Here is a 21,007-nt window from a genome sequence, read left to right as displayed (position 1 = left end):
GATCCAAGGATGGGCAACGAGTGTGATTTGGCTCGACCGTTCATTTCCGATAGGTGGGATGGAGACTACGAGGGTGACCGGAGGGCCTTCTCCGTCCAGGCTGGCAGTGGCGCTGGGCGTCAGTTGCAAGGGCGACGAGCGTGCGGTCGGGTGAACAGTGTCCGCAATCGGGAAGGAACTTCACTCGCTTCTTTGGTGGCCGTTCATGAACGGTGGCTCGCGCGAGACCACCCGCTCCATTCCCGGCGACGGTCGCCTACGCCCGACGCGCTGCGAACGGTATTGCTGCCAAGCTCAACCCCTCAAGGGTTGAGGACGCATACCATCACCACATCCTGAACAGTCCTCAATGTCGAGGGCCTGGACCGTCCGGCAGTGGTCACAGCTCCAGTGCGTCGGGGCGGGCGTGACCTGATGCGCGTCCTCCGGACGGACTGACAGGTCTGCGTCCCGGCGCAGCGCCTCCCCGATCGCGCTGCTGGGGTCGAGATGCGGCACAGCGGAGATCAGCATCCTCGCCGCCAACCGGTAGTCCGCCGACTCCGAGAAAGCGGCCCGTGCCAGGAGGGTGGGGCGCCGATCACCCGAGGTCATGATGGCGACGCCGTACAAGAGGCCCGCCCGGTCGCGAGGCCAATGGGTCATGTCCCTGTCGAACAGCTTCTGACCGTCCCAGGGAACCCTACTTTCCCGGACGTTGATCAGCACGTTCGCCGCTGAGTACGCCATCCACGAGGAGTCCGCTTCCAGACACGCCAGCAGCGCCGTCTGCTGTGCCTCCGTAAGGACCTGCCCAACATCGGGTAGTAGCGACGGCTTGACCAGAGGTGATGTGCCCACGACAAACCATTCGTCCTGCAGGGAGCCAGGCGTGCTTAGCTGGATGCGACAAGCCTGCGCAGCCACGGCCGCCTTGTCGATGCCGTACGCGTCCGCAGTCGCGTCGAGCCATGCCCGGCGTTCCGATGTGCTGTCGTGGGCGAAGGCGCGATCGACGTCGATCACCAGAGCATCGGAGTATCCGGTCGCCGCAAGGAGGTCACCGAGCGCGGTGAGCGACCAGAAGTCTCCGTCCGGGGATTCCGGGCACGGCTGATCGAGGGACACAAGGTCGGAGAGAAAGGCTTCCGTGTCATCCCGCATGTCGGATGTCCAGTCCCGCAGCTTGGGAAAGCGATCTCTCCAACGCCGACGTGTGTCGAATCCCATGCGTGTGAGCGCGGCGTAGATCTGATCGGCGACGCGACCTGGCGCGTACTTCGCGAGGGTGAACACACGTTCACCTGCGTCGTCAGGAAGCTCACCGAGATGCTCGATCGCGCCCAAGGCGACCTGCTCCACTCCCGGTGCGAGCCGACCTCCAACGAAAGCTCCCCGACTGCGCCGCCCTTTCCGGACGACCTCGTGGTTTTGTGGCAAGGGAAGCTCCAGTACCGCGCGGAGCGCATCTAGATCCACCCTGCTCAAGGGAGACATGTCCGTACGAGCGTCTGTCAGGGCGCACAGGGCCCGAGCGATAGACTCGGCGGTGCTGTCAAGCTGGGACAGGGCCACGAGGTCCGCCCGTCGCCGTCGCGCGGCCAACGGCAAGGCCAGCAGACACGCGGCCTCCACGAAGGGCCAGGGTCCCGCGGCACGCGTCTTGTCCCACAACATCGGATGGAACTTCGGGGGCTTACTCGGGCCTCGCGGGAGGATTGGCTCACCCGCGAGCGCGCCGAGGGCTCCGTTCGCCAACTGGCCCAGGACCCGTTCCGTCTCACCATCGGAAAGAGTCACGACACCGCGTTCCGCGAGATCAGTCACCATCAGGGTGGCCTCCCGCCGTGTCTCGCCGACGTCAAGTAGAGCCTGGACCGTACGGGGATCGAGTCCGGCGGCGAGCGCGATCGCTCCGTCAGAGTCCGTGTGGACGAGGGCATGGCGCAGCCAATCCCGCAGCTCCTCGCGTCCGGATGACCGTGCCCACCTGGCCGTGGCGATCTCTGCGAAAACCTTGCTCCGGGCGGTCAGTTCGTCTTGGCCGTTCACCACGAACACGGCGACGTGCTCGTCCCAGAACCGGAGCACATGTTCCGCCACTTCCCTGGCCGCAGAGGGTGCCATGGCCCAGTGCAGAGGATCCCTCAGCATCCCGGTCAAGGACTCGAGGGCGCGTCCGGCGGACGGGGTTGCTTCGCCGTCGAGGAGCCGTCCAAGCGTGACAAATCCGTCGAGGAGCATGTCCGTCGTCAGCGCAGGCGCCCAAGGCCGGGCCGCAGCGAAGGACCCTCGCAGTCGCTCCTGTTCCCACCGGTGCACGGACTGTTCCACCGCGCGGTGCAGCAATGCCGCGCGCCCCTTGGGAAGATCGGCGTCCCGTGTGTTCGCACAAACGAGAGCGAGCAGGGCAGCGAGCAGCGGGACCGCGAGCAACTGCGAGTGTTCCTTCTTGGCGTTCTTGATCCAGGCGCGTCGCGTAGCCAGAAAAACCGCTCGGTCCGGATCGGGAATCCGTGTCTCGGCACAGGCGACGAGGATGCTGTCGACTGTCGCATCGAGATCCCGTGGAGACTCGAGTTCCACACGGGGCAGACCAATTCGTGCCGCGGTCCCTTGGGCGTTAGCCCGGGTTGTCACCACAAATCCGCAGGAGGGATGCAGGGACGTAAGGATTTCTTCGAGCTGCTGCGCGACCCAAGGGGCGCGCGCCCCGCATTCGTCGAGCCCGTCACAGAGAACGAGCACGCGCCCTTGGCTCATCTCCTCATGAAGGTGCGCAAGTAGTGGCACGCGGTCCGAGTCCGGCACCGTGTTCTCCACGGCGTCCTCGATCAGACCGTCGACGGTCAGGCGTCCTGGCTGCGCTTTGAGTAGACGCGACAGTGATACGGGGATCGGTACGGGGGCGTCAGCCCGGCTGGCGCAGTGGGCCGCGATTTCCCGCACCGCCAACGATTTCCCCGAGCCTGGTTGCCCCACGATGAGCATGCGGCGCCAGCGTCTCAGGATGGGGAGGAGGGAGGTAGCGGTGTGCTGGCCCTCCACGTCGATCTGGAGGCCACCGATGAGGTTGTTCACGACGAGGGGCCGAAGGTCATCAGCGAGCAGGCTGAGGTCAATGCGTCCAGCCTCCGCCGTGAGTCGGGTGAGATACGCGTCAACGGCGTTCCGCTGGAATGCCAGGCGCATCGCCACCGATCCCTCTTGGTCCGGGAGCACGGTCACCCCGGCAGCAGCCAGAGCGACACCCCAATCCTCGGCAGAACTCCCGAGCGCCTCGCCCGCCTGGCGGTGAAATAAATCGGCCAGGGCACTCACTGCTTGGTGTCCCTGCTCGTTCCCGACAACGAGGTCCATCAGGGCGGCTAGGAGGTCGCGGTGCGGTGCCGGTCCGGTCGCGCCAGGTAGGTGGAGGATACGCGCCCGGTCAAGGACAAGTTTGTGCAACTGTGGAGGAAGCCGGTCGGTGAGGAGTGCGAGGGCCTTGGACTCGTCACCAGTCTCCATGCCCAGGCCCGCACGGTGGCGTCGCAGAGCCCCGTCGAGTTTCTTGACCGGCCCGACGAGTTCCTCGCCGGCGATGACCAGAAGATCGTCGGGACCGAGCGTCGGAACCTGTCCCACCCACCCCGTCAGCGTCTCTTCGAGCGGTCGCCCCCGGTCGATCTTCCGCTTCGCGGAGACATACACGCGACGCCCGTCGGAGAAGGTGACACGGATGTCGTCGGTCGGGTCGCTGGTCTCGAAGTCCAGCCGGACGGGCCACACCCCTGCGGGCACATCCAGCCCCGACACCGGGCGGCCACGGAGCCCGTGCACGGCGAGGTGCACAGCCAGCTCGCACCGGAAGACACTGCCAACTTCTCCAGCTCGCCCCGCCCTGCTCAACCCGACCGTGCTCCCGCCCGTCCGAACCACGCTTCCTGCCCAGACTTCTGGCGGAGCACCGCCCCATCGTAAGCAGCAGACCTGGGTTCAGACTGGCCGAGCTGACGGGCAAGTGATCGAGGCCGACGAAGAGAGGGAAGGAATCCGTGTCCCTGGGCCTGAGCTAGTTGAGCTAATGCGAGGTTCAGTAGGTCGCCTTCGGGATTCGAACCCGTGACCTATGCATTACGAGCACGTGAGAGATCATGCCGGGCCGTGTCGGCTGGTGTTGCCGGATGCCGTCGTGCCTGATCAGAGCACTGATGCCGGTCCGCCGGATGCCGGGCCGTATTGCACCGTCCAAAGGCGTCCGCGCTCCCCTGATGGCTGCCGGTGACCGCCGATACTCGGTCGGCGGCCGCTCTCTGGTGCGGAAGCGGTCTTTGTCGTCATCCGACAGTCACTTCTTCGGGGAGGTCACGGGGGCTGGAGGCGAGGAGGCAGCGGTCCGGAAGCTTGCCGACGAGAAGGCTGTCCAGGCGACGGTACGGAGTGTGGGGTCAGATGCCGGTCTTGGCCGTGATCCAGGGGCGGTGGGCGGCGACGTTGGTGTAGACGGCGGGGAACCGGTTGCTGCAGACGGAGTGGCCCCAGCTGACGATGCCGAGCACTCGGCCGTTCTGGGCGAGTGGGCTGCCGCTGTCGCCTTCGCAGGGGGTCAGGCCGGTGGCTTTGTCGAAGGTGCAGACGTGGCCGGTGGTGATGTTCTGGCCCAGCCAGCGCAGTTGGCACTCGGCCAGGGGCAGGATCGTGACGGTGGCCTGCTGGAGGGTGTTCGGCCGCGGGCCGTCGCTGCTGAGCTTTCCCCAGCCGGTCACCGTCGCGCTCCCGCCGGGGTACGCGAGCGGGTCCGGGAGGGCGATCGGCTGGACCAGCGGGGTGTAGACGATCGGCGTGCTCAGCTTCAGCAGCCCGATGTCGTTCGGGACGCCGGCGGCGTTGCCGTTGTAGTTCTCGTGCCGGATCACCTCCTGCACCCCGTAGGCCGTGCCCGTCGGGTCGATGGTGTTCGACCCGACCACCACCCGCATCCGGTCGGCCCTGGCATTCTCCAGGCAGTGGGCCGCGGTCAGCACCCACCGCTCGCCGATGACCGACCCGCCGCACCCGGGCTGCCAGCCGCCGGAAACCCGGGAGTGGAGCAACACCTGATACGGGTACGCGCCCGCCGGGGCGTCCGTCCCGCCCACGATCGCGGACGCCGGCCCCGCACCGACGCCGACCAGCCCTGCCGTCACCAGCACCGCTCCCAGTGCCGACGCCACCGCCCGTCCGAACCGGCCGATCCCGCGCACCCTCATGCCGCCACCCCTCGCCCGACGCTGCACCCCCTTCTGTAGGGAATGCGATCGTTTCGGAGCGTGGTGGTCAGGTGCGCGGGCCGGCAAGCGGTGAACCGGCCGTTCCCGGACGGCGGGACCGGCCGGGTCACCGCAAGGCGTGGCCGGCCCGGCGGGGCACCGGTTCAGGCGCCGATGCCGATGGTGAGGCTGAAGATCTCGCGTACGGAGGTCCCGAACGTCAGCAGGGTCGCGGACCCGAGCAGGGCGAACGCGGACGCGGGGAGTGCGGTGGCCGCTGTCGCGGCGCGGCGGATGACGGTCATGGACGGGTCCTTGTCACGGGGTTTGACGGGCGAGTGGTCAGAGCGGGGTGATCACGGGGCCGAGGGTGTAGATCAGGGCGATGATGGCGTCGGTCAGGGTCATGGAGTCCTCTTTCCGGGTTCGGTGGTGTGGGCGCAGCGGCAGGGTGGTGGTGCGGCCTGTTGTTCTTCGAGGTGGCGCAGGCGGCGGGAGAGTTCCTGGACGGCGGCGATCAGCACGCCCTGGCCGTCGACGACGTCGATGGTCGTCTCGCGGCGGCCGTAGCCGAAGGCGGCCCGCCAGTCCTGGGCCATGGGGCCGATGTGCAGGGTGTCGGGGTCCCAGTCGTAGCGCCACTCGCTGACGGGCAGGTCGTCCAGGAGGGCGAGGATCTGCGTACGGGTGAGGGGTTCGGCCCTCTCGGTCCTCGGGGGCCGGGGCCTCAAGAACGTCGAGGCGAACCCCCGGACCAGGGCGGCGATACGCATGGCGGACTCCGGCCGGCGACGGTGCTGGAACCGCTCGCCGGTGTGCTGGATCGTCGGGACGGGTCAGCTGAGGGGCTTGATGTCGTGCTTCACATCGCGGTTGCTCGTGATCAGGGGCACGATGATCGGCTCAAGGGCATCGACAATCCGCCGGACTGCTTCGAGCACGTTCATGAGAACTCCACGGTGGCACAGAGGTGATCGGTCGATCGTCATTCCATCAGCCCGGCCCGGCCGTTCGCGGGGAAAGATCACAAGTGATCGCCGGTGGCCGGATTCGATCATGCCCTGGTGGGCGAGAAGGCCCATCCCCGTCCCGCACCAGGTGCATGCCCCCACCACGCCGGCCACCCGTCGCACCGGCGGGAGCCGTGTCCGTCAGCCGGGGCCGGACTGCGGACCGCCCGCAGGGCGCGGCCGAAACCATCCGGCCGCCGACGGGACGCGCCACGGACCCCGCCTCGCATCCCGCGCCGTCGGACACGGCACCCCGTCCGCACCCGGCCTGAGCCGGGCTGCGGCAGGTGCAGCCCGTCCGCAGCAGCCCGTCGACGCACGGGGGAGACCCGCCGTCGCTCCGGGCCCGCAGCCCGGCGACGCTGGTCACGCCGTCTGCCGCCCGTCGGCGGAGCCTGCCGGTTCGGCCGTGTCCGCCGCAGGCGTTGGGGCAGGTGCGGCTCAGGCCGGGTGGAAGTGGAAGGTGTCGTTGCGCATCCCCTGGCCGAGCTCGTTGCACTTGAAGGGGATGACGGGCGAACCGTCCCCCATCGAGGCGTCCTTCACATGCCAGCAGTGTGTGCTGAGAGAGATCACGTTGGTGCCGTTGTAGACCCTGACCTGCTCACCCGGCCACCAGTGAAACCTGGTGACGAATGCCGAGTCGGTCGTCGAATCCCTGCACCGAAACTGGGCCACCGGAATGTAGTCGTGGGGAACCATGAAGAGGCACTTCCCGTAGGACGTGCGGAACTGGTACGTGCTCGGGAGGTTCTCGGCGACGGCCAGGGTGAACCGCTGTTGGGCACTGCCGTCACAGGTCGCCGTGACCAGCCGCACCCAGTCGTCCCCGGAGTCCCGCTCCAGCCCCAGGCACTTGCCGGAGTTGTCGACGGTGATCGTGTGCGGGCCCGTCCCCGGCTGGGCCTGAGCAGGAGCGGCCGGTAACAGCAGCACCAGACCTGCAGCGGCGGACAACGCCGCGAGGAAACGCCTGTACATCAAGAAGACCTCCTGAGAGACACGGTGACCGACAGCCGCCCGACCGGCGACCGAGCCGGTCAACGCTAACCACCCACCCCACACCCGACAATCACCCACACGGGCGACGGATGATCACCCCCCTCGGGCCAGCGACAGACTGCCCACCCGAGAGCCCGGACGGCAGGCGAAGGCGAACCCGGCCCATAGCCACCGTGCCCGGCTGTCACGCCCGCGCCCTGATCACGTTTCCGTATCGGCGGAATATCCGCTGGTCCGGGGGATTCTCGACCCAGTCGATCTGCCGATGGGCTGGGGGTTCGTGTGGGTGATCTGAAGGCGTTCCGTGTGGATGGCGGGCGTGCTGTGAAGATGGCGGGGTCGTCGGTGGCGCTGGAGCGGGAGCTGCAGTCGCTCATTGAGGGGAACATGGAGGCGATGCTGGGGATTCGGTTCCTGGCGTCGGAGTACGAGACGGGGCGGCACCGGGGGCGGATCGACTCGCTGAGGCTGGACGAGACCGGGGCGCCGGTGATCGTCGAGTACAAGCGGACCCGGGACAAAGAGGTGGTGACCCAGGCGCTGTCGTACCTGGCGTGGCTGAACGACAGCCACGCCGAGTTCGAGGGCCTGGTGCGGGACCGGCTCGGGGCGGAGGCGGCGGGGTCGGTGTACTGGAGCCGTCCGCGGATCGTGTGTGTGGCGGGGGACTTCACGCCGCACACGGTGGTGGCGCTGGAGATGCGCGGTGCTGACGGAGTCGGGCTCGGTGCAGCGGGAGGCCCTCCAGTGCTACTTCGGGTACCGGCGGATGAAGAACGTGGCGTCGGTGAAGGTGCAGCCCCGGAAGCGGACGCTGGTGGTGACGCTGAAGGTGGACCCGGACTCGGTGGAGCTGGTCGAGGGCTTCACCCGGGACGTCCGCGGTATCGGATTCCACGGCACAGGGGCTCTGGAGGCGCGGATCAGATCGCACGCCGATCTGGAGCGGGCCGGTGATCTGATCCGGCGGAGCGTCGAGGCCTGCTGAGCCTGGAGAGCGTTCGAGGGCGGTTGCGGCACCGGGTGATCCTGGGTGCCGCAACCGCCCTCGTCTCGTTTCCGCCCCGGCCCGGGGGCGGGGTCTTCTCACTGCTCCGGTCCGGCGAGGTCGACGTCGTCCCGGGTGAGGACGGCCTGGCGCAGCCGCTGCTCGGCGACTTCGGCGTAGTGGTCGGACAGCTCGATCCCGACGAAGCTCCGGCCCTCCCGCAGGGCGGCGACTCCGGTGGAGCCGGAGCCGGTGAAGGGGTCGAGGACGGTGCCGCCGGGGCGGGCGACCTGGACGAGCCGGCGCACTACCTCGATGGGCTTCTGGGTGATGTGGACCCGGTCCTTGCGGGGCTGGGAGGCGATGTAGTGGCCGGGACGCGGGCTTGATCCACGGGATGGTGCCGGACCAGGTCCAGCCCGCCATCTGCAGCGCGTCCGACGTCGTCGGCTCCTGCCGCCAGTCCGTGAACACCATCACCACCGCGTGCTCGCGGGCCGCCCGGTACGAGCGCTGGTCGCGGTTCTCGCCCGGGAAGTTGAGGTCTTGGGCTGCGAGGTGTGCGGCCTGGCCCCTGTGCAGTCAGTGCGCTGCCGCGTGCGTCGGGGGTGTGGCCCGCGGTGCGCAGTTCCCGTTCGGCGTACTGGAGCGGGATGTGCGCGTCGGCACCCGTGCGTGAGTACCCGCAGGTACTTGCCCCAGCGCGACAGGCTCAGCAGCAGCTGGAGGGCGCCGGCCAAAGCGACTCCTGCGGTTCCACTCCGCTGCTCGACGCCTCCTTGCCAGCCATCTCTTTCAACATCTACCGAAGCAGCCGGTGCCCAAGTCTTGTAGCTGCTCGACAATTCGGCCGCGCTTCGCGTTGCCGTTCTTCAAGCACACAGCCAATGCCTCAGCATGAGCCAGTCACTCCCGAGCTCTCCAGATGTGCACACAGGAACAAGCTCGCACTGCCCGGCGGTAACTCCAGCGCACGCCTACCACCGGAAATGATTACTCGTCAGTAAAGTCAGCATTGGGTCAGCATTAGGTCTACCTAACCCGGCCACAGAACGCCACACTCGGGAATGACCACAGCCCGCTCCGCGCCCGCCGGAACGGCCCCGCGGGCCGACCTGGCGGGCCCGGCCGGAGCCCCGCGACCACGGCGACAGCCGGGCTGCTCTACTCCTCAAATCGCCAGGTCAGCGCACCCGCCCCCGCTTCTTCAGCGGCCCCGGCGGGAGTTCGGGAGCCGCCAGCGGGCCGCCGTCGTACCCCTTCACCTCGCCGAAGCGGGAACCGTTCATCCAGTCGGAACGGGCCTGGACGATCTCCTCGTTGGAGCGTCCGATGAAGTTCCACCACATGATCAGCTCCTCCTCGAAGGGTTCGCCGCCCAGGAGCATCAGGGCCGCGTCGGACTCGGCGCGGATCGGGAGGGTGGAGCGGCCGCAGCCGAGGTAGAGCATGGAGCCGGGGAGGACGGGGACGCCGTCGACATGGGCCTCGCCGGACATGGCGAGGACGGCGTACTCGAAGTCGGGCAGCAGGGGCAGCCGGAGATCGGCGCCCCGGGTGAGGGTGAGGTCGGCGCCGACCAGGGGGGTGTAGGTGGTGCCGGGGGAGGTGGCGCCGTCGAGGGTGCCGAGGAGGACGGTGGCGCTGAGGCCGGGCGCGGTGACCGTGGGCAGGTCGGGGTGGTGCTGGAAGTGGGGCTCGACGTTCCGGTGGGTGTCGGGCAGCGCCACCCACAGCTGGGCGCCATGGAGGAAGCGGGCGTGCGAGCGGGGGCTCTCCTCGGAGTGGCTGATCGCCCGGCCGGAGGTCATCAGGCCCAGTTCGCGGGGGCGGATGGTGGCCAGGCTCCCGGTGCTGTCGCGGTGCAGCACCTCGCCCTGGTGGAGCCAGCTGACGGTCTGCAGGCCCATATGGGGGTGGGGCGGGACCTGCATGCCGGGCTCGTCGGCGATGTCGTCCGGGCCGTAGTGGTCGACGAAGGCCCATGCCCCCACCATGCGGCGGCCGAGGTTGGGCAGCAGTCGGCGGACCTCGGTGGACTCGCCGAGGCGCACCCGGCGCGGACTCAGGAGCTCGCGGACCGGCTCGGCGACGACAAAGCCGCGCCCACCGCAGACGGAGGGGGTCGCCTGGCGATCGAGATTGCTCATGACGCTCAACCTATTCCTGTTCGGGCGGCCGCCGTCAGCCCCCACACCGACAGGCTGGTGGAATATTCAACCAACCCCTCTGGTTGACCCGTCCGTAAGACGCCCGAGCACCACCCGAGAAGGAGATCCCGTGAGCGAGACCTACTACGAGTTCGGCACCGCCGCCGATCGGTGGGACCGGGCGCAGTTGTTCTTCGATTCCAAGGAGTACGGCACCGCCGTCCGGATCCTCCAGGGCCTGGTGGAGGAGGCGCCGGGGCAGGTCGCCCAGCGGCTGCTGCTGGCCCGTGCGTACTACCACTCCGCCCGGCTGACCAGTGCCGAGTCGGAGCTGCGGAAGATCCTGGAGCTGGACCCGGTGGAGCACTACGCCCACCTGATGCTCGGCCGCACGCTGGAGCGGCAGGGGCGGGACGCCGAGGCGGCCCCGCACCTGCGGATGGCCCAGGCGATGTCGGGCGACTGACCCCGGCACCCGCGCCGTGTCGGGCCACCGACACGGCGCCCCGCCGCTGGACCGGCCCCCGGTCCGTCTCCCCTCACCCCCGAGGGAGACGGACCGGGGGCCTTCTCGTCAATAATTGAGGAACGCTCGTTCTTGACCGATCGTTCCTCAAAGGAGTACCGTCAGGACATGGGACGACCCAGAGGATTTGACGAGGCAGAGGTGGTGCGACGGGCCGCGCGGCTCTTCGCGGACCGGTCGTACGACGGAGTCTCCATCGACGACCTGGTCACCCATCTCGAACTGCACCGCAACAGTCTGTACAAGACCTTCGGCAGCAAGCGGGGGCTCTATCTCGCGGCACTGCGCTGGTCACTGGAGCACGAGGTCGCACCGCTGATCGAGGGAATCGGCCGCTCCGGCCCCCCCGGTCCGGTGCTCGACGAGGCCATCGGGACCCCCGACGGGCCCGGCGCGCTCGATCTGCTGCTGCTCGCCGCCGCCGAGCGAGCACCTGCGGATCCCGAGGTCGCCGGGTTGGTCGGCCGGACATTCGCCGCTCTGGACGAGGCGCTGTCCGGCCGGGTCCCGATAGCGGAGCGCGGTTCGGTGGGCGCCCTGACGGCCGCGCTCATCGGACTGCGCCTCCGTGTCCGGTCGGGTACGGGGGGCCCGCAGGCCGCCGAGGCCGGCGCCGCTCTGGCACGACTGCTCGACCGCCACTGAACCATCACCCGCGAGGAGTATCCATGGCACTGGTGAGCATCGACGGCAACGATCTGATCGTGGAACTGGAGGGTCTGGACAAGTTCTGGGCGCTCAAGAACCGGCTGGCCATCCCGCTGGCCCATGTCCGCGGGGCGACCTCGGACCCCGGCATCGTCCGGGAGCCCAAGGGCCTGCGCGCCCCCGGCACCCATCTCCCCGGGGTGATCACCGCGGGGACGTTCCACACCGACGACGGGCGGGTGTTCTGGGCGGTGCGCGACCCGGCGAAGGCCGTTGTCATCGAGCTGGCCGATCAGCGGTACGCCCGGCTGGTGGTCGAGGTGTCCGACCCCCGGGCGACGGTCGATCTCATCGAGCACGCCCAGCGGGCGGAGGCATAGCGGCGCCGGGGACACAGCCCCGCCCGATGCCCCACACATGGCCCGGAGCCCCGCACAGGGTGTGCGGGGCTCCGGTACGCGCGGTGGGACCTCCGTCAGCGGCTCTCGATGACCCGGAGCACCGTCTCGTCCCGGAGTTCGCAGTAGCGCTCCGCGCCATCGGGCCAGTAGCGCCAGGGCAGCGCGCCGACATACCCGTCCACCAGGCGGAACTGCTCCACCGCCGCCTCGTCCCGGTCCTGGAGCGAGAGGAAGTACGCCAGCATGTGCCGCACCTCCGCCAGCCGGGGGTGGCCCGGATCGGCCGCGTGCGCGTCCGCGAGGGCCGCGTCCACCAGGGCCCGCATCTCGGGCGAGCGCTCGACCTCGGCGTCGTCCGACTCGTCGTGCTCATAGTGGGCGATCAGCGGGAACACCTTGATCAGCGAACCGAGCGGTGCGTCCGCCGCGGCCCGCTGGGCGAACTCCATGGCCAGCTCCTTCGAGCCGCGCCACTTCTCGCACCAGAACTGGAGCGCCGAGAAGTGCGCCTCGTAGTGGTGGGGCGCCCGTGCGGTGATCTCGTCCCAGATACGGTCCATGTCGGCCTGCGGGTAGCCGAGGCCCAGGGCCGTCCAGATCTCGCTGATGAACGGCGTGGGGTCGTCCGGGTTGAGCGCCGCGGCGCGCGCGTTCTCCTCGCGCGAGCGGGCCAGAGTGCGGTGGAAGCCCTCGAACTGCTCCCCCGTCGTGTGCTGGGCGCGCTGCCCGCCCCGTACGTTCCAGGCCAGTCGTACGGTGCTGCGCGCACGGATCAGCGCGGCGTCCGGGTCGTCGGGCCGCTCCGTCTCCCAGGCCAGCAGCCAGGCGTCGTCCTTCGCGGCGACGCCCGACAGCCGCTCCGAGTACCGGGCCCGCCACTCCCAGTCCCGCCCCGTCGCCGCCAGCAGATCGGCGGTGGGCCGCCAGTCCCCGGTGCCCGCGGCCGTCACCGCGCGGGTCAGGGCCTCCGGCTCGGGGCAGGAGTGATCGGTGTTCTGCCGTTCGGCGGGGAGGAAGCCCTCGGCGATGACCTCATCGGGCGTCTCGCCGTTCTCCGGGTCCTCGTCGGAGGCCGAGCGCCAGCCCTCGATCGCCCCCTGGACGATGGCCTTGAGGAACCAGAGACCCAGCGCGGCCAGGGCGAGCACGATGGGGGTCAGAACGACCCAGAGCAGTGTGGACAAGGAACAGACGTCCGTTTCGTGAAAATTCGTGAGCGAGGGGGGCGATACGAGGGGTGGTACGCGGAGTGGTACGAGGGCCGGTCCGGGCGACCGGACCGGAGGGCGGAGGCACGGGGGTCAGGGCGCCGGGGTGGGCAGCAGGGCCCGCAGCGGGCGGGTGTCCGGTACGTCCGCGACGGCCGCCTCGACCGCCGCGTCGAGATCGCGCTCGCCGCCGTCGGCCGCCGTCGCCAGCTGGGCCGTGGCCGGCCGGGACCAGGAGAACTCCCAGCGCAGCAGGGAGCGCGAGCCGAGTTCGGCGAGGACCATACCGCTCACGGAGGAGTGCAGGGCCGGCCGGACGAACTCACGGAAGGCACGTCCCTCGGCCGCCGCGGCCTCGTCGGAGAGCGGCATCCGCTGGGCCACCTTCCAGAGCCTGCCCTCGTCGATCAGTCCGAGGACGACGGAGAGGGTCGGCTGCTCACCGGTGTAGCGGGCGACCGCCTGGTGGAGCGGGGAACGGAAGTCGGCGACCTGGCCGGCCATGGCCCGCTCCAGCAGATCCTGCCAGTCGTCGGCGCGCGGCAGGGCACGTGCCCGCGGGGTGAGGACGGCGTCCTCCAGGGCGAGCAGGGTGCGGTCGGGGTCGGTCAGCAGGGCGAGGGCGGCCCCGGCGCTCTCATGGGTCCTGCCGTCGTCGGGCAGGGCCTCGATCCGGCGGACCCGGTCGGCGATGGGCGGGTGCGAGTCGTACGGCGACGGTGTCTCGGCGGGGAGTTCGTCCCGGAGCTTCAGCAGTTCCAGCGCACGGGCCGACAGCAGCCGTCCGAAGCCGCCGAAGAACTCACCGCGCGGCGGCAGCACTTCCGCCTCCTGCCCCAGGGTGGCGTACGAGCGCAGATAGAAGTCATGGGCCGCGTCGAGGACCGGCAGCTCGCGCAGGGCGGACACGGTCGCCTCCCGGCCGGCGATCCGGGCGGAGGCGAGATCGGCGGCGTACTCCTGCCGGCGGGCACCGGCCCGGGTGGCACGGAAGTAGAAGTCCGCGTAGAGGGTGTAGATCCGCGCCATGGCACGGTAGGTCATCCCCGCCCGGCCCGGCTCGTCCTCACCGGGGACCTCCTTCGGCGTACGACCCTTGGCCTCGGCCCTGGCCGCCTTCTTGCGCATCTTCTCGCGCTCGCGCTCGGCCGCGTTCCCGGAGCGCTCCTCGAAGTGCCGGATGGTCCGGATGATCTGGGTCCGGCCGCGTACGGTGAGGGCGGCCAGCCGGGTGTCGGAGTTGATGTAGTGCCCCAGCTCATGGGCGATGACCGCACGCAACTGGGCCTCGCCGAGCCCCTGCATCAGGGGGACGCCGAGGATGAGCGTGCGGGGGCCGGGGAGCAGTCCGAGGAACCGGGAGCGTTCGAAGACGGCGGCGTTCACCTCGGCGGTGAGGACGATCTCGGCGGGGGCGCGGGTCCCGACCCGCTCGGCCAGCTCCCGTACGGTGCGCCACAGCTCGGGCTCGTCGGCCTCGGTGACCCGGACTCCGTCCGGCCCCTCCGCCTTCGGGGTGCGCAGCATGAACATGCCCCGCACCACCGGTATCGCCAGCAGGACGGAGAGCAGATACAGCTTGGCGGCTATCCCGGCCGGGACGAAGAGATAGAGCAGATAGTCGACGCCGCCGAGGACGGCGAGCAGCAGAACACCGAGCAGATAGAAGCCGGCGAGCAGGACCAGGGCACGTACGGCACGCACAGTTGCGCCCATCGGGCAGTTCCCCCAGGAGGCGACGATCACCATGTGATCAAAAACGACGTAAACAAGAAGATTAGATCAAGACAAAATGTGCGGGAGGCAGTGGAGTATCGCTCACCGGTCGGCCCGTAATCAAACAGATCGGTCGGGATCGGCCAACGGGAGGGCGGCCGGGCCCTCCGGCCGTCCCCCGCCGCCGGGCGGTCGCCACGGTGCCGCGCGGCGTCCACCGACCCCGTCACCCGGGCCCGGTCGCGGGCCCGGTGGGAGCGGAGCGGCTCAGCAGCTCCGCAGCGCGCCGCCGACCCTGACGACGGCCCAGAGGGTGTGCAGGTCCACCAGGGGGGTCGGCGCCTCCTCGGCGGCGGGACGGGTGTCGACGGCCGCGGTCCGGCCGGTGGCGCCGACGGCGGCAGGCACCCCGTCGGATTCGCGGACCGTATCCGCGAGCGTGGCGGCGGCGGATGAGGTGCCGATATCCGTCATCACGGAAATGCCCCTTCTGGGTATGTGGGATGCCGAGGTCATGACGGTAAGGGGGCCGGGAGTGAGCAGGTCACGGGGAAGGCCGGCAGGGGGCAAGGCGGCGGGGAGAAGGGCGGTACCGGGCTGTGCGGTACGGGGCTGTGCGGTCCGGGACTGTGCGGTACGGGGCGGGGTGCCACCGGGTACGGGTCAGGAGCGGCGGATCACCACATCCCCCAGGCTCGTCCGGGCCCGTACCTCCACCGTCCCGTCCGAGCCCGACGGCCCCTCGGCGGGTCCCAGGGAGTTACGGACCTTGCCGAAGCGCGAGTTGACATCGAGCCAGGCGGCGATGGGCTCGGGGATGCCGATCTCCAGATCCCCGGCCGAGGTCTGGAGGTCGACCGGGCCGCCCCGGACGCTGCCGATCCGGATCCTGCCCTGTGCGGAGCGCGCGTCGACACGGGCATGGGCGACGCCGACGGTGATCCTGCCGTTGGAGGAATTGACCTTGAGGTCGCCCCACACCTCCCCCACCACCGTCTCCCCGTTGAGGTTCTTGATCGTGGCATTGCCGCGCAGCTCTCCGGTGTCCACACGGCCCGCTCCGGTGATGACCACCTCGCCGGTCGCCCGGTCCACCGCGACATCGCCGAGTCCGGTCCGTACGTTCGTCTCGTCCGCCTCGGTGACCCGGACGTCCCCGACGGAGGTGTGGAGGCGGCACTCCCCCAGACGGCCCTCGGCGGTCAGATCGGCCACGGCGCCCTTCGCGTGGACCGAGGACCCCTCGGGCACCTCGATGATCACCGAGATCGATCCGCTCCTGCCGAAGAGCGACCGCTTGCGCGGGCCCTTGACCAGGAGACGGCCCCGTGTGTACGACACCTGCGTCTGCTGTGCGGCCCGTACGTCCGCGTCGGCGGCGCCGTCGTCGGGCAGCACCTCGACCACGGTGTCCGCGCGGTCGGTGGCGGCGATCCGCGCCGAACCGACCTCGAAGTCCAGGGTCACGGAGATGGGCTCGGGCGTATCGAACTGAGGCATGGCTATCCCGTCGTGATGGCTTGGAGGAACGTTCCGGGGGGCATGAGGGGCCGCCCCGGCACCGGCGGAGCGGGAACGGAGGGCTCGGACAGCGGGCCGGGGCAGGGGCAAGGGCAGGGAGGACGAGCGGGGAGGGGTGCGCCGCGCGGGCCCGTCAGCGCACCCAGCCGGTGTAGCTGGCGCCGCCGCGCTGGCCGCCGCGTGCGGTCGGACCGCCCGGCCCGGCGGGCTCCAGCGCGATGGCGACCGCGCGGACCAGCCAGGCGTTGACCGACAGGCCCTCGCGGCTCGCGGCGTCCTCGACCCGGGCCTTGAGGTGGGCGGGGAGCCGGAAGTTGATCCGGGCGGTGCCGCCTTCGTCGCCCTCGGCGGCGGACGCGGGCTGCGGAGGTGCCGGGGCGGGCGCTTTCCGGCGCGCCCCCGGGTCGTCATGATCCTCGCCGCCCGGAGGCGCGGTCACCACGAACTCCGGGTCCAGACCGCGCAGTCGTACATCGACCGAGCCCGGCGCGAGATCGCGGGTGACCTCGTCCATGGCCGCCGAGAGCGCGTTCAGCAGGGTGAGCCGGGCGGCGGACTCCAGGGGCGCGGTGAGCCGCTGGGCCAGGGCACGTGCTTCGTCACCGCCGGCGTCCGCGGCGACGGCGAGTTCGTGCCGAAGATGATCGACATACGGAGTGAGGTCCATTACGCCACTATGGCACCATGATGGCGCCACCGCAAGGGGGAGTGGCGCAACCATGGCACCACTGGCACCATGATGGTCATTCCCGCAGGTCAGGATGGATCTGATCCGGGGATGCCACCGCTGGTGTTACGGGTCGGGCGCCAAGGCCCGGCGCCACTTCTGCCACTGCGGGGCGCCACCTCTGGCACCACAGGGGTCACGTGCGCCCGGGGGGCACCCGGCCCGCCGGGGTCACCCGGCCGGGAGCCCCGGGCCCGGAGCCCGAGCCGCCGGGACCGAGACCGGGGCCGGGGTCCTCGGGAGTCTTCCCCGGTGGACCCGATGAGCGGTCGGCGATGGCTCAGCCGCCGCCCTCCCCCGCCCGTACCAGACCCAGCTCATAGGCCATGATCACCGCCTGGGCGCGGTCCCGCAGCGCGAGCTTGGCGAAGAGCCGGTTGATATGGGTCTTGACGGTGTGATCCGTGATCACCAGCCGCTCCGAGATCTCGGCGTTGGAGAGCCCCCGGGCGATCAGGACGAGCACCTCGGCCTCACGGGCGGTCAGATCCGCCACCGTGGCGACCGGTCGGCGGGACATCGCACGGCTGTTGACGAACTCCCCGATCAGCCGTTTGGTGATCTCCGGCGACAGCAGGGCGTTCCCGGCGGCCACCACCCGTACCGCATGCAGCAGTTCGGGGAAGGTCGCGTCCTTCAGCAGAAAGCCGGAGGCCCCGGCGGCCAGCGCCTCGTACACATACTCGTCCAGATCGAAGGTGGTCAGCATCAGCGCCCGGGTGGCCCCGTCCGACGCGGCCACGATCTCCCGGGCGGCCTCGATACCGTTCATGTGCGGCATCCGGATGTCCAGAAGGACGAGATCCGGCCGGGTCGCCGCCGCCACCCGGACCGCCTCGGCGCCGTCCGCGGCCTCCCCGACGACCTCGATGTCCGGCTGGGTGGCGAGCAGTCCGACGAACCCGGTGCGCACCACGGCCTGGTCGTCGGCGACCACGGTACGGATCACCCGGCCCGCCGCCGCACCCGCTGCGGGCGGGGAGAAGGCCCCGAGGCCGTCGTCCACCCCGCTCACCCCGCTCACGCTGTTCACCACGGAAGTTCCGCCCTCGTTCACCACGGGAGTTCCGCCCTCACCACGAATCCGCCGTCCGGGCCCGCGCCCGCCGTCAGCCGGCCGCCGACCAGTGCGGCCCGCTCCCGCATCCCGGTCAGACCGTGTCCGTCATGGCCTCCCTGTCCGCCATGGCCGCCACCGGGCACCGCAGTCGCCGTCGCCACCGGCCCGGGACCGTTGTCGCGGACACACAGGGTCAGCGTGCGGGCCGACCCGTCGGAACCGTAGTCGATCTCCACCTCCGCCCGTGCCCCGGGGGCGTGCTTACGGGTGTTGGTCAGCGCCTCCTGCACGATCCGATAGGCCGACAGCTCCCAGCCGGCGGGCAGATCGGGCCGGTCCCCCAGAACCGTGAGACCGGCGTCGCCGCCGACCGCGCGGTGCTGGTCGAGCAGGGCGGGCAGATGGTCCAGACCGGGCTGGGGGGCGGTGGGCGCGGCCCCGCCGGACGGCCCGTCAGGGGTCCGCAGCACCCCGAGCAGCCGGCGCAGCTCGGTCATCGAGGACCGCGCGGTGACCGCTATCTGCTGGATGCCGTCGCGGGCCCGCGGGCTCAGCTCCGGTGTGGTGTACGTCAGGCTCTCCGCCTGCACCGCGATCATCGAGACCGAGTGCGCGACGATGTCGTGCAGCTCACGGGCGATGGCGGTCCGCTCCGCCGCGGCGGCCTGCCGCCGCTCCATGGCGATCAGCCGGGCCTGTGCGAGGGCGCGCTCCCTGCGGGTCTCCGCGCGGGCCCGGACCGCGTCCCCCATGGAGACCGCGCCGATGACCACCACCGTCAGCACGAACGCCTCGGTGAACAGCCCGAGGGAGCCGGGCTCGCCCAGCTCGGGCAGGGGCAGACCGTCGGGCCGGGTCCAGCGGGCGATGTGCCAGAGGTTGACCGCGAGGGCGCCCAGCGCACCGCAGACCACGATCACGACGGGGTGCTGGACCCGGTGACGCCCCAGGGTGTACAGGCCGTTGAGACCGCTGACGATGGTCACCACATAGAGGTTCTCCCCGGCGGCGAACGCCACCAGACCGGCCGCGACCGTGAGCACCGCGAGGGGCGGGAAGTGGACCCGCCACATCAGGGACGCCGCCGACAGCAGCACTCCGACGGTGACGGTCACCGATCCCGGGTAGAGCACCAGTTCCCCGAGGGCGCAGACGGTCAGGGCGCCCCCGCTGATCCAGGGGTGACCGCTGGTCCAGGGGCGGCCGGGTGCCGGGGTCCAGGTGCGCGGTCGGGACCGGACCTCCCTCCATGACGTGCTCATGCGCCCATTCTCCCGGCCGGCCGGCGGGGGCCGCGTCGCCGCACGGGTGGAGGGTGGGGGCCGGTGTCGTACCACGGGGTGACCACGGGGTGGGATCTCCCGGCTGACGCCTTCACCTGGCCGGATTTCTACCGTCGACTCCCATGAACGATCGATGGGAACGCCGGGGATCGACGATCCGCGCGACCGACCACCTCCGGGCCACCGACCACCCCCGGGCCACCGGCCGGGGCCGAGCAGACGAGGGCATCCGCATATGACCCGTACCCGCACCCTGGTGGTCACCAATGACTTCCCGCCCCGGCGAGGCGGGATCGAGACCTTCGTCCGGCAACTGACCGACCGCTTCCCGGCGGACGGGGTGGTGGTGCTCACCTCGTCCGAGCCCGGTGCGGCCGACCACGACGCCGCACTGCCGTATCCCGTGGTCCGCCATCCCGCGCACACCCTGCTCCCGGTGCCCTCCGTCGGCGCGCTGGCCGTGGCGACCGCCCTGGCCCATGGCTGCGACCGGGTCTGGTTCGGCGCGGCGGCACCGCTGGGGCTGCTCGCCCCGGTGCTGCGACGCTCGGCCGGGGTGGTGCGCGCGGTCGCCACGACCCATGGCCACGAGGTGTGGTGGGCGAGGACCCCGGGCACCCGGTCGCTGCTGCGGCGGATCGGGACGGGGGTCGATGTGATCACCTGTCTGGGGCCGCGCACCCGGGCCCCGATCGCGGCGGCGCTCGCCCCGGGGACACGGGTGGCACGGCTGGTGCCGGGGGTCGACACCGACGCCTTCCGCCCGGACCCGGGACGGGCCCCTCACCCGGGAACCTCCGGCACGGAACGGATCGCGGTACGGACCACGGGACGGATCGCGGGCGGGGAGAGGATCCGGGAGCGGTACGGTCTGGGCCGCCGCCCGGTCGTCCTGTGCACGGCCCGGCTCGTCCCGCGCAAGGGGCAGGACACCCTGATCAGGGCGCTTCCCTGGGTGCGCCGGGTGGTGCCCGACGCCTTGCTGCTGCTGGTGGGGGACGGCCCGTACGAGCGGGAGCTGCGCCGGCTGGCCGACAGCGAGGGGGTGACGGACGCCGTCGTCTTCGCGGGCGGGCATCCGCACACCGCCATGCCGGACTTCTGCGCGGCGGCCGATGTCTTCGCCATGCCCTGCCGCTCCCGGCGCCGGGGGCTGGAGGTGGAGGGGCTCGGCATCGTCTTCCTGGAGGCGGCGGCGGCCGGGCTGCCGGTGGTGGCGGGGGACTCGGGCGGCGCGCCGGACGCGGTGCTCGACGGCGAGAGCGGCTATGTGGTCGACGGGCGTTCCGTCGCGGCGGTGGGCGACCGCCTGGTGCGGCTGATCCAGGACGGGGACCTGGCACGGGACATGGGGGAACGGGGGCGGCGCTGGGTGGCCTCCGCGTGGGACTGGGACCGTTCGTACGAGACGCTCGCCGGGTTGCTGGAGATCACGCCGGCGGACCGGCCGGGGTGACGGATCCTCACCCCGGCTCCCGCGCACGGCCGGTCGGTTTACGGGGCGGTCGGTGTACGGCCGGGTCGGCGCACGAGCGGGGGCACCCGGCCCGCCGTATC

Annotated in this window: 18 protein-coding genes and 1 pseudogene; 5 read left to right on the top strand and 14 right to left on the bottom strand. The window is 70.7% G+C overall.

All coding sequences use genetic code 11. The annotated features are described in order from the left end of the window. Positions 1-294: 294 nt before the first annotated feature. The 5 genes from ABT354_RS02065 to ABT354_RS02045 all read right to left on the bottom strand — a co-directional run bounded on the left by ABT354_RS02065 (position 295) and on the right by ABT354_RS02045 (position 7,201). Positions 295-3,813, bottom strand: coding sequence for an NACHT domain-containing protein (locus ABT354_RS02065; protein WP_351487683.1), 3,519 nt, complete (start codon positions 3,811-3,813; stop codon positions 295-297). Between the two features lie 596 nt (positions 3,814-4,409). Continuing rightward, entirely contained in the window at positions 4,410-5,210 is an 801-nt protein-coding gene (locus ABT354_RS02060) for a serine protease (RefSeq protein WP_351487681.1), read from the bottom strand. A gap of 164 nt (positions 5,211-5,374) precedes the next feature. After that, positions 5,375-5,515, bottom strand: a complete 141-nt coding sequence (locus tag ABT354_RS02055; RefSeq protein ID WP_351487678.1) for a hypothetical protein — start codon at positions 5,513-5,515, stop codon at positions 5,375-5,377. Positions 5,516-5,614: 99 nt separating this feature from the next. Then, a complete protein-coding gene (locus tag ABT354_RS02050) occupies positions 5,615-5,983 on the bottom strand; it encodes a tail fiber domain-containing protein (protein WP_351487676.1) in 369 nt (122 codons plus the stop codon). Positions 5,984-6,661: 678 nt separating this feature from the next. Next, positions 6,662-7,201, bottom strand: coding sequence for an RICIN domain-containing protein (locus tag ABT354_RS02045; RefSeq protein WP_351487673.1), 540 nt, complete (start codon positions 7,199-7,201; stop codon positions 6,662-6,664). 727 nt (positions 7,202-7,928) lie between these two features. Here ABT354_RS02045 and ABT354_RS02040 point away from each other — a divergent pair. After that, positions 7,929-8,210: a hypothetical protein gene (locus tag ABT354_RS02040; RefSeq protein WP_351487670.1), complete on the top strand. Its 282-nt coding sequence runs from the start codon at positions 7,929-7,931 to the stop codon at positions 8,208-8,210. Between the two features lie 98 nt (positions 8,211-8,308). Here ABT354_RS02040 and ABT354_RS02035 read toward each other — a convergent pair. Further along, positions 8,309-8,765: pseudogene (locus tag ABT354_RS02035) on the bottom strand (DNA-methyltransferase); the annotation flags it as partial. A 629-nt stretch (positions 8,766-9,394) separates the two neighbouring features. Further along, complete coding sequence (locus tag ABT354_RS02030; RefSeq protein WP_351487667.1) at positions 9,395-10,360, bottom strand: pirin family protein; 966 nt, start codon at positions 10,358-10,360, stop codon at positions 9,395-9,397. A gap of 130 nt (positions 10,361-10,490) precedes the next feature. Between ABT354_RS02030 and ABT354_RS02025 the strand changes: the two genes are divergently transcribed. From ABT354_RS02025 to ABT354_RS02015, 3 genes are all read left to right on the top strand, one after another. Further along, entirely contained in the window at positions 10,491-10,826 is a 336-nt protein-coding gene (locus tag ABT354_RS02025) for a tetratricopeptide repeat protein (protein WP_351487664.1), read from the top strand. A 168-nt stretch (positions 10,827-10,994) separates the two neighbouring features. After that, positions 10,995-11,531, top strand: a complete 537-nt coding sequence (locus ABT354_RS02020; RefSeq protein WP_351487661.1) for a TetR/AcrR family transcriptional regulator — start codon at positions 10,995-10,997, stop codon at positions 11,529-11,531. Between the two features lie 23 nt (positions 11,532-11,554). Further along, a complete protein-coding gene (locus tag ABT354_RS02015; RefSeq protein WP_351487658.1) occupies positions 11,555-11,914 on the top strand; it encodes a hypothetical protein in 360 nt (119 codons plus the stop codon). Between the two features lie 95 nt (positions 11,915-12,009). Here the strand turns inward: ABT354_RS02015 and ABT354_RS02010 are convergent, their stop codons facing one another. The 7 genes from ABT354_RS02010 to ABT354_RS01980 form a co-directional block, all read right to left on the bottom strand. Beyond that, on the bottom strand, positions 12,010-13,119 hold the full coding sequence (locus tag ABT354_RS02010; RefSeq protein ID WP_502983298.1) for a hypothetical protein: 1,110 nt from the start codon (positions 13,117-13,119) through the stop codon (positions 12,010-12,012). Positions 13,120-13,236: 117 nt separating this feature from the next. Next, positions 13,237-14,859 (bottom strand): M48 family metalloprotease, encoded by a 1,623-nt coding sequence (locus ABT354_RS02005; protein ID WP_351487655.1) that lies wholly within the window; start codon positions 14,857-14,859, stop codon positions 13,237-13,239. Between the two features lie 267 nt (positions 14,860-15,126). Continuing rightward, on the bottom strand, positions 15,127-15,333 hold the full coding sequence (locus ABT354_RS02000) for a hypothetical protein (RefSeq protein WP_351487652.1): 207 nt from the start codon (positions 15,331-15,333) through the stop codon (positions 15,127-15,129). 189 nt (positions 15,334-15,522) lie between these two features. Next, positions 15,523-16,359: a DUF4097 family beta strand repeat-containing protein gene (locus ABT354_RS01995; protein ID WP_351487649.1), complete on the bottom strand. Its 837-nt coding sequence runs from the start codon at positions 16,357-16,359 to the stop codon at positions 15,523-15,525. Positions 16,360-16,513: 154 nt separating this feature from the next. Beyond that, positions 16,514-17,047, bottom strand: coding sequence for a hypothetical protein (locus ABT354_RS01990; protein ID WP_351487646.1), 534 nt, complete (start codon positions 17,045-17,047; stop codon positions 16,514-16,516). A 340-nt stretch (positions 17,048-17,387) separates the two neighbouring features. Then, entirely contained in the window at positions 17,388-18,056 is a 669-nt protein-coding gene (locus ABT354_RS01985) for a response regulator (protein WP_351488041.1), read from the bottom strand. Between the two features lie 104 nt (positions 18,057-18,160). Continuing rightward, positions 18,161-19,429 (bottom strand): sensor histidine kinase, encoded by a 1,269-nt coding sequence (locus tag ABT354_RS01980; RefSeq protein ID WP_351487643.1) that lies wholly within the window; start codon positions 19,427-19,429, stop codon positions 18,161-18,163. Between the two features lie 256 nt (positions 19,430-19,685). Here ABT354_RS01980 and ABT354_RS01975 point away from each other — a divergent pair, with 256 nt between their 5' ends. Further along, complete coding sequence (locus ABT354_RS01975; protein WP_351487641.1) at positions 19,686-20,906, top strand: glycosyltransferase family 4 protein; 1,221 nt, start codon at positions 19,686-19,688, stop codon at positions 20,904-20,906. Positions 20,907-21,007: the final 101 nt, after the last annotated feature.

The organism is Streptomyces sp. NPDC000594 (genome assembly GCF_040299965.1).
Lineage (GTDB): Bacteria > Actinomycetota > Actinomycetes > Streptomycetales > Streptomycetaceae > Streptomyces.
This window is presented reverse-complemented; position numbering and strand designations above follow the sequence as displayed.